Here is a 14930-nt window from a genome sequence, read left to right as displayed (position 1 = left end):
CTTTTGTTTTGCTTGTTTACGCGGGCATCTCACCGAGATTCTTGGCCGCTTGCTCGAGCCCACCCAGAATCGAGTCGACGACAAACGGCGAGATGTCTTGCGGCAGGTCTGCCTGCACCTCCGCGATGGCGGCGGGGGTTCGGGCGAGGATATCTTCGATGATGGGTTCCGCGGCGAGCCATAGCCCACCGTCTTTGCCGTGCTGTTGAAGTGCCTGCGGTTGCGACCGCCGCTCCCTTAACTGGAAGATTCTGAAGATTGAATGGCAACGACAAAGACAGCGGCCGTCCCACATCCGCTTGAAACCATCCCGAGTCGTACTGCAGCTCCATCTCGCCACGCGCGGGAATCGTCCAGCGCCCGACGCGAACCCCATTGGTCCAGAGAGACAGACTGCGGCCGTGCGATCGACGTCCCACGTCACCAGTCCGTGGCGGAGTCGGCGCGCGCCCCGGCGGCGCGATTGCCGATGACGACTTCCAGACCCAACGCGCCACACCAGGCGAGCAGCTGCTCCACGCTCAACTCGTGTGCGTTGAGCTCCAGATGAGAGATGCGCGATTGGCTAAGACCGACGCGACTGGCCAACTCGGATTGGGTCCAGCCTTTAGCCTTGCGCGCTGCCTGCAGCATTGCGCTGAGCTGGCCTGCGCTGACCACGGGATGAGAGATCGGAGACATGGCTATTAGCTGAAATTCAGATCTACGATCAGACTGCAATTTCTAAACATGGGCTTTCACCGTGGCTCCGACCGTTAGAAGCGCCTATTGTCTGCTGAATCGGGTTTTCGGGTCATGCGCCTATCACCAAACGGATCGGCCATCAGCAGGTCGCGAGCGGTCGGCGTGAGCGGAGCACGACGCACCGGTTGCACGGTGCCTCGCATCACGAAGTTGGCTTCGATCTTGACCTGTATCGAGCCGCGGCGCACTAGCAACTTGGTCTCGCCCGATGCCGCCGCCGGAGCATGCGTTTGGAATCCTCGCTTTTTCAGGCGCTCGGCAGCCTCTCTAATAGCGGTGTTGATGCGGCCCAGCGCCGTGTCGCGGGAGAGCGTGTGATCGGGGAAAACCAGATCGAGGTCCACCGACAAGCGCGGCATGTCGCGCACGAACAAATTGATTGCCGTACCGCCCTTCAATGCGAAGGTGTCGTCCACGAACACCAGCGGAGCGAGTTGCGTCAGCAGGCGCGCGGTGTCGAGATAAAGCGGGTTCATGCCTTGAGTACCAACAGGCCGTCAGGCGATCTGGACACCCACGGCCGGTCGCTGCCCGTTGGCAGCATGCCCGGGTCGAGCTTTTCTGCCCAAGGCAATGCGCCCTCTCGGCCGAGCTGCAGGCACAGCCGTACTGTCTTGACGCTGGTACAGCGTTGCAGCAGTTCGCGCAAAACGTCAGCACGAAGGCCGTAGGCGTTCTCCACGAGTTCGCGGGCCTCTTGCAGGGGCTGACGCACACCGACCTCGCTCAAAAGCTCCAGCAGGGCGCGCTCCGGCGTGGAGACTTGCGGCGCCCCGCTGCGCTTCTCGAACAGGCTGACCTGCAGTAATGCATCTGGCGTCTCGTCGAACAGGCGCTTGCGATGGTACTCGGCCGGAAAGCGTTGGGTAAACCACTCCGGCAGGCGGGCTGCAGTCCAGCCGTACAGCTGCAGCACGGGCTGCTGCGAAACGTACTGGCGCACGCCATACCAGTCGAGCGCCGACTTGCCACCGACATGCAAGCCTTCAAACCTGCGCTCCAACAGCGACAGGCAAGGATGCAGAGCGAGGGCATCGCTTGGGCGGGCGTAGACGCCGCGCGCCAAACGAGTGAGCCACCCCGCCCTGACGTAATGAACGGCCAGGTCTGCCGAAATGCCCAGCGACGCCAAGTCCTCTGAAACCAGGGGCGCACCCGGCACCAATCGGGTGTAAAGGGCTTTTAGTTTGGTGGTTTCAGTCGTAGCCATACTACGATTTCTACAACCTTTTCAAGGACACGTCAATTTAGTATTATTTTTCTAATCGTAGCCAAACTACGACAATAGCAATTTATCTAAATTCCGACGCGGCCTTCTGATTCTTTGTAAAGGCCCGGCGGGCGGCGCATTTCTTAAGGCGGACCTCTCCGGATCGCCCGGCCCTCATGCTGCCTCAACGGCAACGACAAGTTGGGAGCGCACGTTCACCCAACCACCACCCAAAACAAAAGGCGCCAAAGCGCCTTTTGTTTTACCCAGCTACCTCAAGCGAGATCACTCCACCCATACCATGTGAAATACCATGCTCGGAATATTAACGTCAGCACCACCTTAAGTAGCACATCATCTCCTCATCGACTGAGGCTCTTTGCCGGAAAGAGCGACTACTCAAAAGCGGTTCAAAAGATATTCACGTCATGGTAGTGATACCTTGTCTCGGCGTAACGGTCCGCATCCGGCTGAATCGGGGGCGGCAGCGCCTGGTCACTCCCATTTACCAGTGCAGTCCCATGCTGCACAAGGCGTAGACGGGATTTGAGCCTGTTTCTCTCGGTCACCAACTCCGTGACGGAGTTAAACCATTCTTGTTCCACCGTCTCGATGGCTTCATGTAGCTTGCTTTCCTCTGTTGAACGCTCGTCGCTTTGCATTGATGCGTAATACATGGCCACGGGAAAGTCTAAGGCGCAGGCGGCAGGGGCAAACATTGCGCTATCGCTTTCATGCTTGCCGTAGCCCCAGTCAGACCAGACTTGATGAGCGGCGGCCCATATCAAAGCCTTCCCCCCCGCGTCGGGCGACTTTGCCAGAGGGATAAGGATATTTGCAACTGGCGCTGCTGCTCGGTGTGAGTAATTGAGCGAAAGCGCCTTGAAGAATGCTGTCCAATGCGCTTGGGACAGTTGTTGAAGTACCTCCCCTAAGGCGGCATCCAGGGATGGGTTGTGACCAGGAGCCTTGAACATCGCTTGCATCCACGCAGCCCAGTCTGCGGCAGACGTATGTGCAACTTGAAGCAGCAAAGCCTGCAGCGTGCTCTGGGTGCTTTGGCTGGGGCCGGCCGAGCGGTCTTGCCACGAATTTTCAACACTAACGAATTTGAAAACTAGGTTATTAACCCTGGATGCCAGGACTATGGCTTGCGTGCCGAGCACGCTGCAAATCATGAGCGAAAAAAGAACGTCATTTCGCCTCTCAATAATGGCAGCAAGCTCAGCAGGTTCGGCGTTGTACATGATTACTACTGCTGCCCAAAAATCTGGCGACGGAAAGATGTTCATGTGCGGGACCATGTACCACAACCGCTCAAGGTTGCCACTGCTGGCCAAGGATTCTATTTGCTGACGGAGTTCTGGAAATCGCTGCTCATTGAACCCAGGGCCTACGTCGGTGCGCTCTATGAGGTGCCGTAACCCCGCAATCAGGTGGCTTGACGCGACTTGAGTGGCAACACTGGAGAGCCCTGCCAGGTTTGCATCTAGTGCCATTATGGCACCAAGCAGCGCGCGAAGCTGGTTGAGCGAATTTGCGTCGCTGGCATCCCAGTTGCGCAATGCACTCAGCAACCACCGTATTGCTGCCTCCCATGCTGCAGATGCAGCAGCATCAGGAGGTGTCCCCATTGCATACATGTAGGGTAGAAATGGGAACTCGTCGCCAGTGCTGTGGCCGATAGTTTCGGCGTCAACGGCTGGCGACTGAGAGTCCGTGCTGAGTTGAGCAAGTAATTGGCTCAGGGCAAACGGAGCCGTGGAGGCACCCGGGGTCAGGGCAGCTTGGAAGCGGGCCTGGGCAAGGCTCAATGCAGCCGGGTTCATGGCGTGCTCCATACGAGATAGTCGCTACCGCTCAGTTCGTCCCAAAGGTCCAGAAACGCTTGCCGAATCAGCTCGCCATCGGCGACCTTTTGAAGGATGTGGTGCTTCTGGCCAAAACTGTTGACCGATGTTCCAAGGGACCACGCTGTTGCCGGCCCGAAGTCAGAGGGGAAAATCAAAAAACGGTCATGAAACGGCCAGCCAGCGCTGCCTTCGCGTATGCGGAACTCTAACCGCAGGTCTTTGCAGTTGCCCTTCAAGTTCATGAAGGTCTCAACTTGTTTATCTTGCCAAGATTGTTTGGGAGGCGGTGCAGACTGTGGCTTCAACCCTACCCTGCCTGCAAGGGGGTGACTGCGAAGCCATATCTCAACTCTTTGGCAAAAAGCGACGGCTTCGGATAACTTTTCCTTATCCTTTGCCACCGGAGGTTCCGCGCCAGCCGTGAGTGCGCGCAAGTCAGCACCTTTGTATGGGCAGTGGAAGAGCGTAGCAAGAACGTCTTTCGCATCAAGATATGGGTCCCACAACCATGCACCAGTCCTGCCATGCATTCGAAGTAGTGCGCGAATGTCCTTGAATGCATCGTTCGTTCCGGCGCCCGAGTTCCCTCCGTACTGAATGAATTCCTTCCGCTCCCGGATGCTCTTTAGGCTATCTCTAAAGACTCTGTTTTCCCGCCATGGCTCACGCGGATTGGCTGTTGGGGTTCCGATAATGTTTGGAGATCGTTCTTCAATGAGCGGAACGGATACCGACTCCAGTTCCCCATTTGGCGATGGAAGATAGAAATTCCGGGTGCTGATGCTTTCCCCTACAACATGGACGTTCATGCTGATGCTCGTAATGAACGAAGTTTGCGCGGATGCGCCAAGCACTAATTGATTCTGGTCATCCCATAGAACGTATCGGGCTCCGCCTCCGGGTGAGTGAAGCGGGAAATTCGCCAGTGAACCAGTGACATCTTCGGAGCCGTATCCCTCCACGGTTGTGTCTTCATACTTCTCACATGACACTCTTAGCCGTCGCGCAGGCGTGGCGCTGTGCCAGATGGGCTGTACAAGAAAATCCCCGTTTTGGGAGCTTGAAACCTTTGTCGTCACGACGGTCACGGGCAGTTGGATGAGAACATTTCCAAGCCGGTCAGACAGACCATCAATGCCCATCTTTACGAAGGGCCTTAGGTCCGCTGCCAGTTGCTTGAGAAGCTTTGGCTCATCCAAGAGAAATTTCACATCTGTTTTCAAACCATCGAAAAGCTCAAGGACATGGGAGCCTTCCCAGAAGTTATTCTTGAGAACACCGTTCCATGGGTGTGGAAGCGCTGTGTCAGCAGGCACAAATTGTGGTGGAATCGGCATAAGCGAGCCGACTTCCAATGCTGAAACGCCAGGCTTCCACTCACCAGTGGTGCTGAAATTCTGAAGCGCCTGTAGAACTTGTTGCGTAGACACCCGATAGCGCGCGATGCCGAACTTCCATGGTGTTTCACGCAACTCAATGCGCTTCTTGCCATTGAGTATGCCTGGCTTGGTAGGAGAGCCTACTGGCGGGTCACTTGGCTCTGCAACCAGGAGGCTCATGAAGTTCGTTATGTGCCCCGGTCTGTCTTCGTGGAGGCCAAATATCTCCGTTACCTCGAAGCTATTGTAGTTGCCGATGGCACCAGGAACTAGCAGCTTTTGCAGGTGGTTGATGTGTTCTGTAATACCCCAAGGCATTGCGCTCCCCTTGTTTATGCAACCGCTTTTTTTCGATTGGCGTCTAATTCTTCATCAGATGCCATTCAGGTAGGAATGAGAATTCTGGCACTGACATTCACTATGACCTGACATGGTATCGGTAACGCATTCACTTGAGCGTTCACTTCATGTCATAAAAAATACCATGCAAAGAATTTATTGGTTTTCGATGATGGCATTCTATTAGCCATACCTTGCCGAAAAAACACACCAGGACGCTGACATACCAGCCTCAACCTCCCTCCATTCCTCCCACCCACGATAAGGCTGTCAACCGTTATCCTGCGCATTTTCAGCAACGGCCGCGCTCCGGATAGCGTTTTCATCAGGTTTGATCAGAGTATCAGGTAAACCCACTTGCTCCAACGAAGCGGCGATATTCATCTGCGCGCGACGAGAATCCATCACTAAACGTTCAGCAGATTCAGCATCCCGCGCCATGTCATCGGCACCAGATATTTCGTGGCGAAGCGCCCGCAATATTTCATCGTGAAAATAAGTTGCCCAGTGATATGCATAACCCTCACCAAATTTCTCAAACCCTTCCTTTGAGGACGGAACCAACTCAATTATTGTTTTACTTAAGTTGCTCTCCTTAATAAAGCGGCCCTTTTTAGGCAAATTTATAGCAAAAAACTTCATCATCATCACAGCATTTAGAATGATACTTTCATACGCATCAAAAGCTTTCAATGACTTTTCACTAAGATATAGTCGTGGATAAGTTTTATCGATGCATCCAAGCTGCTTGAGTTTCTCATCAATATCGAATGGCTTCACAAGAAGATCAACAAACTCGGCTATCTTTGGGTCCGCCGCCTCATTGAGTATCTGCTCTGTATTGAGAACCTTCATATACTCAACAAGCATCGCCAACTGGGCAAGAGCGTGACGTGCACGCAGTAACATTTCTGCCGCTTCCAACCGTCTGGATTGGATTGCGGAGTCCCGCTCTCTGCGAGAAGATACGAGAAATGATCTAATTTGCTCTAGCTCTTTCTCATTATTACGAATATCTGCTTTAAATTTTTCTAACTTTCTCTCAAATCGATGCTCAATAGCTTTCGCAAAAAAACCGCCCAAAGCATCACGCAGAAAATATGCAATAGCGCCTATTAAACCCGTAGAAACGGCCACACTTAGTAGCAAGCTCCAAAAATCAGATAGCATGTATATCCCTCAGTATCAACTCCGACAAAAATATCTCAACATCTTCATAAAAAAACAATACTTCAATTTTTCACTTGCCATGCGGGCTCATCATTCAGCTTTTCAAGCCTATTCCGAGCCATAGCTTCAACCACGAGTTCCCCCTCTATCAGCCAAGGGAAAAGCCATGCCACCGCTCCTCAAGTGTCAACAAAGCATCCTCGATGCCGCCGGCATTCTATCGAGTTGTCTATCAGCGCCATCCTGCCAATCTATATAACCAAATAGAGCAGTAACAACCCAAATAACTTAAAGAAAAAGCTAAACCTCTTACTCTTCTCCATGCTCCGCTTGGTATCTGGCTATTAAAGCTCGACCGTGCATCTCATCGAGGTCGGCGACATTGAGGGACACCGACTCTCCTGTTATTTCCAGGAAACGCTCTGATTCTTGGGGTACGGCGAGCTCACCGGCTAGGATACGAAAGCGTAACTGTAGTTTTCCCGGTCCAGACGGCAAAATAGCTAGGGTGTCTGACGAACGCCCCTCTTCGCCAGGAAGCAATGAGCCGAATTGAACGTGACAGATGGGATGCACACCGTCTTCGTCGACGATAAGACGGGCTTCCCGCCGGTCGAGAATGTCCGGCAAGCTACGCAAGCCCGATATGGAACTCCATTGACTACTCGGTTCGTCTGGCAGATCTATGCCAGCTCTCATCTGGCAAGACTGTCCGTCTAGAGGATTCACCGAAACCTCCAACTTGGCGTTCGACAATGACATCTCTGAATTATTCGTCAGTAAAAACTTAATTTCGATAAGGGCCGCATTAACGCGAGCATATTCCGCATATTCCCGCCAAAAGTCCCTATTGTCGTGCCACATATGATTGCGAATCGAAATTTCAAACGGCCCCGACTTCTCGGATGGACTTTCGTAATCAGGTAATTTCTCAGGGAAATTAAAATACTTCAGAGCGATGCATTCAGGCAGAATCTCATTTTTAGGTGTGAGCACGGAAAGGTCCAACAGCACCCGTCCACGCCCCGAATCTGCCAATGCCATGGCTGCGACTTCCGTTGGCTCCGCCTCCTCTGTACTACTTCCACGGCGAACATAGGCCACATTGCTCTTCAACTTTCCGTAGGGGTTCGCAATAAAAAACGGACGTTTTTGTTTTGGGATAACAATGACCCCAACGGTCTTGCCTTCATATAAGTGCTCTTCGTAGCGAAATGTCAACTTTGGCTTAACTTTACTATTAATAAATTGTTGCAATCTGGAGTCATCAATACTCTCTGAGATACCCACTACCTCAGCTAGGTGGGGTCGGTTGTCCTGAAGACCAAGCAAGATGTATCCCGCCCCATCACGCCACGCATTTGCCATAGCCAGAATGTCTTTCAGCAACTCTGCTTTTTGAAAATCGTTGCCTCCTGCGAAACGATATTGCTCACTTTTAAAGTCCAAATCTGTGCCTTCACTTCTGTAGCGGAGCGCATCTAAAAGCTCGTTATTCACCATTCCATCACCTCAATTGTTATGGCGTCGGCAGAATGAGGGACTGCAAGTGTATTCTGCTAGCCTCTACCACTCGGATCTTGACCAATTTCTACCCTCGATACCCGTCACGCAGTCCACTCATCAATCATATTCGCCCAATCCTGCAACATCGCCGCCCGCTGCTCACGGTATTCAGCCTTGTTGTAGACGGCTCTGACACCCTTCTGCTCGTGCGCCAGGCACTTCTCAATCCAGTCAGTGTTGTAGCCTGCCTCATGCAGCAGCGTGCTAGCTGTACGCCGCAAATCATGTGGCCCAAACTTGGTAAGCGACTTTCCATCTTTCTGCGCCGCTTTGTATGTCAGCGTCAGCACCTGGTTGAGTGTTGCACTGCTCATTGGCGCATCCGAGTCATATCGTGATGGCAAAACGAAGTCAGAACCACCGGCAAAGGTTTTCAGGGCAATGAAAATATCCAGCGCCTGCTGGGATAAGAACACCAGGTGCGGATTGCGCCGCCTCATCCTTTCCTTCGGAATAGTCCAAAGCGCTTCACTGAAACTGATTTCACTCCAGGTGGCGTTAGTCAGCTCGCTTTTACGCACCATCGTCAGCAACAGCAGCTTGGCCGCTGCACGGTTTGTTGGGCTTGTACCCACCCGCTCCATGTACTGATACATCAACCCGATTTCTTCTGGTGTCAGCGCTCGGTCGCGTGGCTCGAATCGAGCGATGCTGGTTGGTCGCACCAGCTCCGCCGGGTTTTCGACCTTCTGCCCTCGCTCAATTGCCCAGCGAAACACCTGCATAACGATTTCACGCACATGAACGGCAGTCGCCGGTGCCCCTCGCTCGACGATCGCATCAGTCAGCGCCCGCAAGTCCTCATGGGTGATCTCCACCAGCTTCTGATTGCTGAATTTGGGCTTCAGCTCGCGCTCATAGACCGAACGGCGCATATCGCGGGTGGAGTCGGCCATCTGGTAGCCGCGCAGCCACTTCTCCGCCCAGGCACCGAACGTCTCTGCATCCTTGACCCGCGCCTTGTCTCGGGCTTTCTCCTTGGCCGGGGATTTGCCCGCCGCGACCATCTTCTTGGCGTCACCCAACTGCTCACGGGCTTCGGCCAGCGTGATGCCGCCAACGCCATAACGGCCAAAGGTGATGGTCTCTTGCCGTCCGTTGATTGAGTAGTTGTAACGGAACGAGATGGAACCGGCTGGAGTCACGGCCACATAGAGACCTTCTCGGTCATTCACCTTGTAGAGCTTGTCCCTGGGCTTGAGATTTCTCAGCTTGGTATCGGTCAGCATATAGCGTGTCCCCCTTCATCCTCGATACCATGCTAAAAAAACGCCAAATTTCCATCGTTTTTTCTATACAAAACAACAGCTTATAAAATTTTGATACCATGAACGCATAAAAAAATGCAGCATGGTATCGGCATTAATCATGGGATCATCAACGGATAGTACCGGCTTTAATGCCATGCTCAAACAGTGCTTGGCGCTTCCTAAAGTTGCCAGATCGTGCCAGACATCAAATGCAAAAAAGCCCGCAATTACGCGGGCTTAGCGGCTTTTTATGCCATCAGGTGCCTGGCCGTGCCAGACGCGGGATCACTCCCACTCAATAGTCGCCGGCGGCTTGCTCGAGACGTCGTACACGACACGGTTGATCCCCCGCACTTCGTTGATGATGCGCGAAGACACACGCGCCAGCAGCGGGTGCGGCAGCGGGGCCCAATCGGCCGTCATGAAGTCGAAGGTTTGCACGGCGCGCAGGGCTACGACGTATTCGTAGGTGCGGCCGTCGCCCATCACGCCCACGGACTTGACCGGGAGGAAGACGGCGAAGGCTTGGGAGGTGAGCTCGTACCAGCTCAGGCCCGAGGCGCTGTCCTTGGTGTTGCGCAGCTCTTCGATGAAGATCGCGTCGGCGCGGCGCAGGAGTTCGGCGTATTCGTGCTTCACTTCACCGAGGATGCGCACGCCCAGGCCGGGGCCGGGGAACGGGTGGCGGTAGACCATCTGCGGCGGCAGGCCGAGGGCGACGCCGAGTTCGCGGACTTCGTCCTTGAACAGTTCGCGCAGCGGCTCGAGCAGGCTCAGGTTGAGCGTGTCGGGCAGGCCGCCCACGTTGTGGTGCGACTTGATCGAGGTGGCCTTGCCGGTCTTGGCGCCGGCCGATTCGATCACGTCGGGGTAGATCGTGCCCTGGGCCAGCCACTTGGCGGTCTTGAGCTTGCCGGCTTGTTCCTGGAAGACTTCGACGAACTCGCGGCCGATGATCTTGCGCTTGGCTTCGGGGTCCGACTGGCCCGCGAGCTTGCCCATGAACTGGTCGGTGGCATCGACGTGAATGATCTTCACGCCCATGTTTTCGGCGAAGGTCTCCATGACCTGCACGCCTTCGTTCAGGCGCAGCAGGCCGTGGTCGACGAACACGCAGGTGAGCTTGTCGCCGATGGCGCGGTGGATCAGCGCGGCCGCAACCGAGCTGTCCACGCCGCCGGAAAGGCCCAGGATGACTTCATCGTCGCCCACCTGCTCGCGGATGCGCGCCACGGCTTCGGAGATGTAGTCGGGCATGTTCCAGTCGCCCTCGCAGCCGCAGATCTCGCGCACGAAGCGCGACAGCATGGCCTTGCCCTGCACGGTGTGCGTGACTTCGGGGTGGAACTGCACGGCGTAGAAGCCGCGGGCTTCGTCGGCCATGCCGGCGATCGGGCAGGACGGCGTGGAGGCCATCAGCACGAAGCCGGGCGGCAGTTCGGTGACCTTGTCGCCGTGGCTCATCCAGACCTTGAGCATGCCGTGGCTTTCTTCGGTCGTGAAGTCCGACAGGCCGTTGAGCAGCTTGGTGTGGCCGTGGGCGCGCACTTCGGCGTAGCCGAATTCGCGGTGGTCGGAGAAGCTCACGACGCCGCCGAGCTGCTGCGCCATGGCTTGCATGCCGTAGCAGATGCCCAGCACCGGCAGGCCCAGTTCGAATACGGCGTGCGGCACGCGCATCGAGCCTTCTTCGTAGGCCGAGGCGTGGCTGCCCGACAAGATGATGCCCTTCAGGCCCTGAGCTGCTTGCTCACGGATGAAGGCGTCGTCGACGTCGCCCGCATGGATTTCGGAATAGACGCCAGCCTCGCGCACACGGCGTGCGATCAGTTGCGTGACTTGCGAACCGTAGTCGAGGATGAGGATGCGTTGGTGCATAGTGACTCTGCCGGTTGGAAATAAAAGCGCACCGGCCAGAACCTTGCGGGCTCTGCCGGTGCGCGATGCATTGCTGGTATGACGTGATCAGAGGATCAGTCGGCGCGATAGTTCGGCGCCTCCTTGGTGATCTGCACATCATGGACGTGGGACTCGCGCACGCCCGCCGAAGTGATCTCGACGAATTGCGTTTTGGTGCGCATGTCGTCGATCGTGGCGCAGCCGCAGTAGCCCATCGAGGCGCGGATGCCGCCCACCAGCTGATAGATGATGGCGAGGACGCTGCCCTTGTAGGGCACGCGGCCTTCGATGCCTTCGGGCACCAGCTTGTCGGCGTTGTTGGCGGGATCCTGGAAGTAGCGGTCGGCCGAACCATCGGCCATCGCGCCCAGACTGCCCATGCCGCGATACGACTTGTACGAACGGCCCTGGAACAGCACGACTTCGCCCGGCGCCTCTTCGGTGCCGGCGAACATGCCGCCCATCATGCAGGCGAAGGCGCCGGCCGACAGGGCCTTGGCGACGTCGCCCGAGTAACGGATACCGCCGTCGGCGATCAGAGGCACGCCCGTGCCTTCGAGGGCCTGGGCCACGTCGGAGATGGCGGTGACCTGGGGCACGCCCACGCCAGCCACGATACGGGTGGTGCAGATCGAGCCCGGGCCGATACCGACCTTGACGCCGTCGGCGCCCGCTTCGACCAGCGCCAGCGCGGCGGCGGCGGTGGCGATGTTGCCGCCGATCACTTCGACCTTGGGGTAGTTTTGCTTGACCCAGCGCACGCGCTCGATCACGCCGGCCGAGTGGCCGTGCGCGGTGTCGACGATGATGACATCGACGCCCGCGGCCACCAGCTTCTCGACACGCTCTTCGGTGCCGGCGCCCACGCCGACCGCCGCGCCCACGCGCAGCTGGCCGAAGGCATCCTTGCAGGCGAAGGGGTGTTCGGTGTTCTTGACGATGTCCTTGACCGTAGCCAGGCCGCGCAGCTCGAATGCATCGTTGACGATGAGCACGCGCTCCAGGCGATGCTTGTGCATCAGGGTCTGGGCTTCTTCGAGGGTGGCGCCCTCGCGCATCGTGACCAGGCGGTCCTTCGGCGTCATGACGTTGGTCAGCGGGACGTCGAGGCGGTCTTCGAAGCGCAGGTCGCGGTTGGTGACGATGCCGACCAGCTTGCCATTCTCGACAACGGGCAGGCCCGAAATGCCGTGTTGGCGCTGCAAGGCGATCGCGTCGCGCACCTTCATGTCCGGCGTGACGGTGACCGGGTCGATCACGATGCCGAATTCATGACGCTTGACGCGGGCCACTTCGCGGGCCTGCTCATCAGCGGACAGATTCTTGTGGATGATGCCGATACCACCCTCTTGCGCCATGGCGATGGCCAGACGCGACTCCGTCACGGTGTCCATGGCAGCGGACACGAGCGGGATGTTCAGGGTGATATTGCGGGTGAGGCGGGTGGTCAGCGAGGTGTCGCGCGGCAACACCTCGGAGTACGCAGGCACCAACAACACGTCGTCGAAGGTGAGCGCTTTTTGGACGAGACGCATGGGGAACTCCGGGCGCAAAGCAAGATTATACGCCGTGCGTGTGTTTTTACTAGGTGTTGACCCTAGGTTTTTGGCAGGAAAGCGGCGAGGAAGTGGCACGCGCGGCACATCCCCCGGCGTATCCCCGGCCGCGCTTGAACCGACCCCGATTCATCGGCCGACGCCCGGAATACGGGTCGGGCGCCCGGCGGCACCCGCCTGCCGCCGCCCCGCTGCTCCCCCAGCATCACCGAGCGGCCTCGCGCCACCAGGCGCGGCCCGGGTGTGGCGCGCGCAGATCCAGGCGCTCGCCCATCTGAGGCGTCGCCAGCGGGATGCCGGCCTGCGACGCGAGCACAGCCACGCGCTCGAACGGTTCGTCCCAGGTATGCATGGCGAGGTCGAATGTGCCGTTATGAATCGGCATCAGCCAGCGCCCGCGCAGATCCCGATGCGCTTGAACGGTCTCTTCGGGCTGCATGTGCACATAGGCCCACTGCGCGTTGTACGCGCCGGTCTCCAGAACCGTGACATCGAATGGCCCATAACGCTCGCCGATCTCGCGAAAGCCGGCGTGATAGCCCGTGTCGCCGCTGAAGAAGAGACGCAGGCCCTGGTCGAGCACGGCCCACGAGGCCCACAACGTGCGATTGCCGTCGCGCAGGCCACGGCCCGAGAAGTGCTGCGCGGGGGTGGCGACAAAGCGTACGCCGTCGATCTCCGCTTCCTGCCACCAGTCGAACTGACGGACGCGCTCGGGCGCCACGCCCCACGCGATCAGCCGGTCCCCCACCCCCAACGGCGTGAGGAACACCTCGGCGCGCTCGGCCAGATACTGGATGGTGGCGTGATCGAGGTGGTCGTAGTGGTCGTGCGACAACAGCACGCCCCGCAGCGGCGGCAGGTCCTCGAGCGCGATGGGCGGCGCATGGAATCGCTTGGGACCCGCCCACTGCACGGGCGAGGCACGTTCGGAGAACACCGGGTCGGTCAGCCACCAGCCGTTGGCCAGCTTGATGAGCAAGGTCGAATGGCCCAGGCGGTACAGGCTGTGCAGAGGCGCCGCAGCGAGCGCTTCGGCGCTGAGCGCCTGCACGGGCATCGCCCCGGCCGGACGGGTGCCTGCGGGCTTATGCAGCAGCACATCCCAGATGATGCGCAGCGTCTTGGCGAGCGAATCGTTGGGCTTGGGCACGGGATTGGCGAAGCCGGTTCCGACGGATTGCGGCGACGTCGGATAGGCGGCAATGGGCGTACGGGTCAGCAGGCAGGCCGTCATGAACAAAGCTCCAGCGATAAGGAGGATGAGTGAGTAACGCGCGCGGCGGGACATGGGTTCAAGGTAAGGTCAAAGCTATAAATGAGTGATTGATCGATCATTAATGGGCTAAAAAATGAGGCTCGTGTCATCGCTGGATACCGCGCCAGAACAGATCGAACGCGGCCTGACCAAACTCATCGCGCCGGGCGGGGTGGGCGGCAATGGCGTCGAGCGTGGTCTCGAACAGGCCGATGAAGACGTGTTCCATATAGAAGCTCAAGCGGTCGGGCGCCACGTAGGCTTGCAGGCTGGTTTGCAGCCGCGACAGCACATCGGCAAACAGCGCCGAACATTGGTCCCGGGTGCAGGAAGCGATGCGCTGCGACACCTTGAGCTGCTTGAGCGCCTTGCGTTCCAGCGGCTGGGCCGCGCCCCACGCGATCAGCGTGTTCCAGATGTGGAGCAACTGGCTCCGGGCGTCGCCATCGGCCGGATAGCCCTCGGCAATGGTCTGAGAAAGCCGCGTCTCGAGCTTCACGAACAGCGCATTGAGCAGCGCGTCCTTGTTGTCGAAATAAATAAACAGCGTACCTTCGGCAACTTTGGCGGCGCGCGCGATCTGGGCGGTGGAAGCACCGACGCCCTGCTCCGCCACGAGGCGGGCGGCGGCATCGAGGATTGCTTCGCGCTTGAGATCGCTTAACGGGCGGGCCATGGCGATGAATGAGTGAGTGTTTTGTCATTT

Annotated in this window: 12 protein-coding genes and 2 pseudogenes; all 14 read right to left on the bottom strand. The window is 57.5% G+C overall.

What is annotated here, in order from left to right; genetic code table 11:
* Positions 1 to 16 precede the first annotated feature (16 nt).
* Positions 17 to 295 carry a hypothetical protein gene (locus tag CEK29_RS23990; RefSeq protein ID WP_255176123.1) on the bottom strand — a complete coding sequence of 93 codons (279 nt, stop codon included), beginning with the start codon at positions 293 to 295 and terminating at the stop codon, positions 17 to 19.
* A pseudogene (locus CEK29_RS24080) lies at positions 222 to 419 on the bottom strand (HipA N-terminal domain-containing protein); the annotation flags it as partial. The gene CEK29_RS23990 and the pseudogene CEK29_RS24080, both read right to left, overlap by 74 nt.
* 1 nt (position 420) lies before the next feature.
* On the bottom strand, positions 421 to 681 hold the full coding sequence (locus tag CEK29_RS08690) for a helix-turn-helix domain-containing protein (RefSeq protein ID WP_094857848.1): 261 nt from the start codon (positions 679 to 681) through the stop codon (positions 421 to 423).
* Between the two features lie 134 nt (positions 682 to 815).
* Positions 816 to 1220: pseudogene (locus CEK29_RS08685) on the bottom strand (nucleotidyl transferase AbiEii/AbiGii toxin family protein); the annotation flags it as partial.
* A complete protein-coding gene (locus CEK29_RS08680) occupies positions 1217 to 1954 on the bottom strand; it encodes a type IV toxin-antitoxin system AbiEi family antitoxin domain-containing protein (RefSeq protein ID WP_094857847.1) in 738 nt (245 codons plus the stop codon). The gene CEK29_RS08680 and the pseudogene CEK29_RS08685, both read right to left, overlap by 4 nt.
* A gap of 410 nt (positions 1955 to 2364) precedes the next feature.
* On the bottom strand, positions 2365 to 3783 hold the full coding sequence (locus tag CEK29_RS23665) for a hypothetical protein (RefSeq protein ID WP_141218326.1): 1419 nt from the start codon (positions 3781 to 3783) through the stop codon (positions 2365 to 2367).
* Positions 3780 to 5504, bottom strand: a complete 1725-nt coding sequence (locus tag CEK29_RS08670; protein ID WP_094857845.1) for a VPA1262 family N-terminal domain-containing protein — start codon at positions 5502 to 5504, stop codon at positions 3780 to 3782. Before CEK29_RS08670 ends, CEK29_RS23665 begins: the two co-directional genes overlap by 4 nt.
* A gap of 291 nt (positions 5505 to 5795) precedes the next feature.
* The gene (locus CEK29_RS08665) at positions 5796 to 6695 is read right to left on the bottom strand and encodes a hypothetical protein (RefSeq protein ID WP_094857844.1); all 900 of its coding nucleotides are present in this window, start codon (positions 6693 to 6695) and stop codon (positions 5796 to 5798) included.
* Positions 6696 to 7004: 309 nt separating this feature from the next.
* The gene (locus CEK29_RS08660; RefSeq protein WP_094857843.1) at positions 7005 to 8198 is read right to left on the bottom strand and encodes an AlbA family DNA-binding domain-containing protein; all 1194 of its coding nucleotides are present in this window, start codon (positions 8196 to 8198) and stop codon (positions 7005 to 7007) included.
* A 104-nt stretch (positions 8199 to 8302) separates the two neighbouring features.
* Positions 8303 to 9490: a tyrosine-type recombinase/integrase gene (locus CEK29_RS08655; RefSeq protein ID WP_094857842.1), complete on the bottom strand. Its 1188-nt coding sequence runs from the start codon at positions 9488 to 9490 to the stop codon at positions 8303 to 8305.
* Positions 9491 to 9796: 306 nt separating this feature from the next.
* A complete protein-coding gene (guaA, locus tag CEK29_RS08650; RefSeq protein WP_094799195.1) occupies positions 9797 to 11389 on the bottom strand; it encodes a glutamine-hydrolyzing GMP synthase in 1593 nt (530 codons plus the stop codon).
* 95 nt (positions 11390 to 11484) lie between these two features.
* On the bottom strand, positions 11485 to 12945 hold the full coding sequence (gene guaB, locus CEK29_RS08645; RefSeq protein WP_094799194.1) for an IMP dehydrogenase: 1461 nt from the start codon (positions 12943 to 12945) through the stop codon (positions 11485 to 11487).
* Between the two features lie 226 nt (positions 12946 to 13171).
* A complete protein-coding gene (locus CEK29_RS08640) occupies positions 13172 to 14203 on the bottom strand; it encodes an MBL fold metallo-hydrolase (RefSeq protein WP_255176104.1) in 1032 nt (343 codons plus the stop codon).
* Between the two features lie 127 nt (positions 14204 to 14330).
* Positions 14331 to 14900: a TetR/AcrR family transcriptional regulator gene (locus tag CEK29_RS08635; RefSeq protein ID WP_094857840.1), complete on the bottom strand. Its 570-nt coding sequence runs from the start codon at positions 14898 to 14900 to the stop codon at positions 14331 to 14333.
* Between the last annotated feature and the right edge of the window lie 30 nt (positions 14901 to 14930).

It is taken from the genome of Bordetella genomosp. 5, assembly GCF_002261475.1.
GTDB lineage: Bacteria > Pseudomonadota > Gammaproteobacteria > Burkholderiales > Burkholderiaceae_B > Bordetella.
Note: the sequence above shows the minus strand (reverse complement) of the source record. Positions and strands in the feature narration are given on the sequence as shown.

Bases quoted from the DNA above. Each gene is read 5' to 3' on its own strand.
- guaA (WP_094799195.1), bottom strand. From the start codon at position 11,389: ATGCACCAACGCATCCTCATCCTCGACTACGGTTCGCAAGTCACGCAA.
- CEK29_RS08665 (WP_094857844.1), bottom strand. From the start codon at position 6,695: ATGCTATCTGATTTTTGGAGCTTGCTACTAAGTGTGGCCGTTTCTACG.
- CEK29_RS08670 (WP_094857845.1), bottom strand. From the start codon at position 5,504: ATGCCTTGGGGTATTACAGAACACATCAACCACCTGCAAAAGCTGCTA.
- CEK29_RS08660 (WP_094857843.1), bottom strand. From the start codon at position 8,198: ATGGTGAATAACGAGCTTTTAGATGCGCTCCGCTACAGAAGTGAAGGC.
- CEK29_RS23665 (WP_141218326.1), bottom strand. From the start codon at position 3,783: ATGAACCCGGCTGCATTGAGCCTTGCCCAGGCCCGCTTCCAAGCTGCC.
- guaB (WP_094799194.1), bottom strand. From the start codon at position 12,945: ATGCGTCTCGTCCAAAAAGCGCTCACCTTCGACGACGTGTTGTTGGTG.
- CEK29_RS08680 (WP_094857847.1), bottom strand. From the start codon at position 1,954: ATGGCTACGACTGAAACCACCAAACTAAAAGCCCTTTACACCCGATTG.
- CEK29_RS23990 (WP_255176123.1), bottom strand. From the start codon at position 295: ATGTGGGACGGCCGCTGTCTTTGTCGTTGCCATTCAATCTTCAGAATC.
- CEK29_RS08635 (WP_094857840.1), bottom strand. From the start codon at position 14,900: ATGGCCCGCCCGTTAAGCGATCTCAAGCGCGAAGCAATCCTCGATGCC.
- CEK29_RS08640 (WP_255176104.1), bottom strand. From the start codon at position 14,203: ATGACGGCCTGCCTGCTGACCCGTACGCCCATTGCCGCCTATCCGACG.
- CEK29_RS08690 (WP_094857848.1), bottom strand. From the start codon at position 681: ATGTCTCCGATCTCTCATCCCGTGGTCAGCGCAGGCCAGCTCAGCGCA.
- CEK29_RS08655 (WP_094857842.1), bottom strand. From the start codon at position 9,490: ATGCTGACCGATACCAAGCTGAGAAATCTCAAGCCCAGGGACAAGCTC.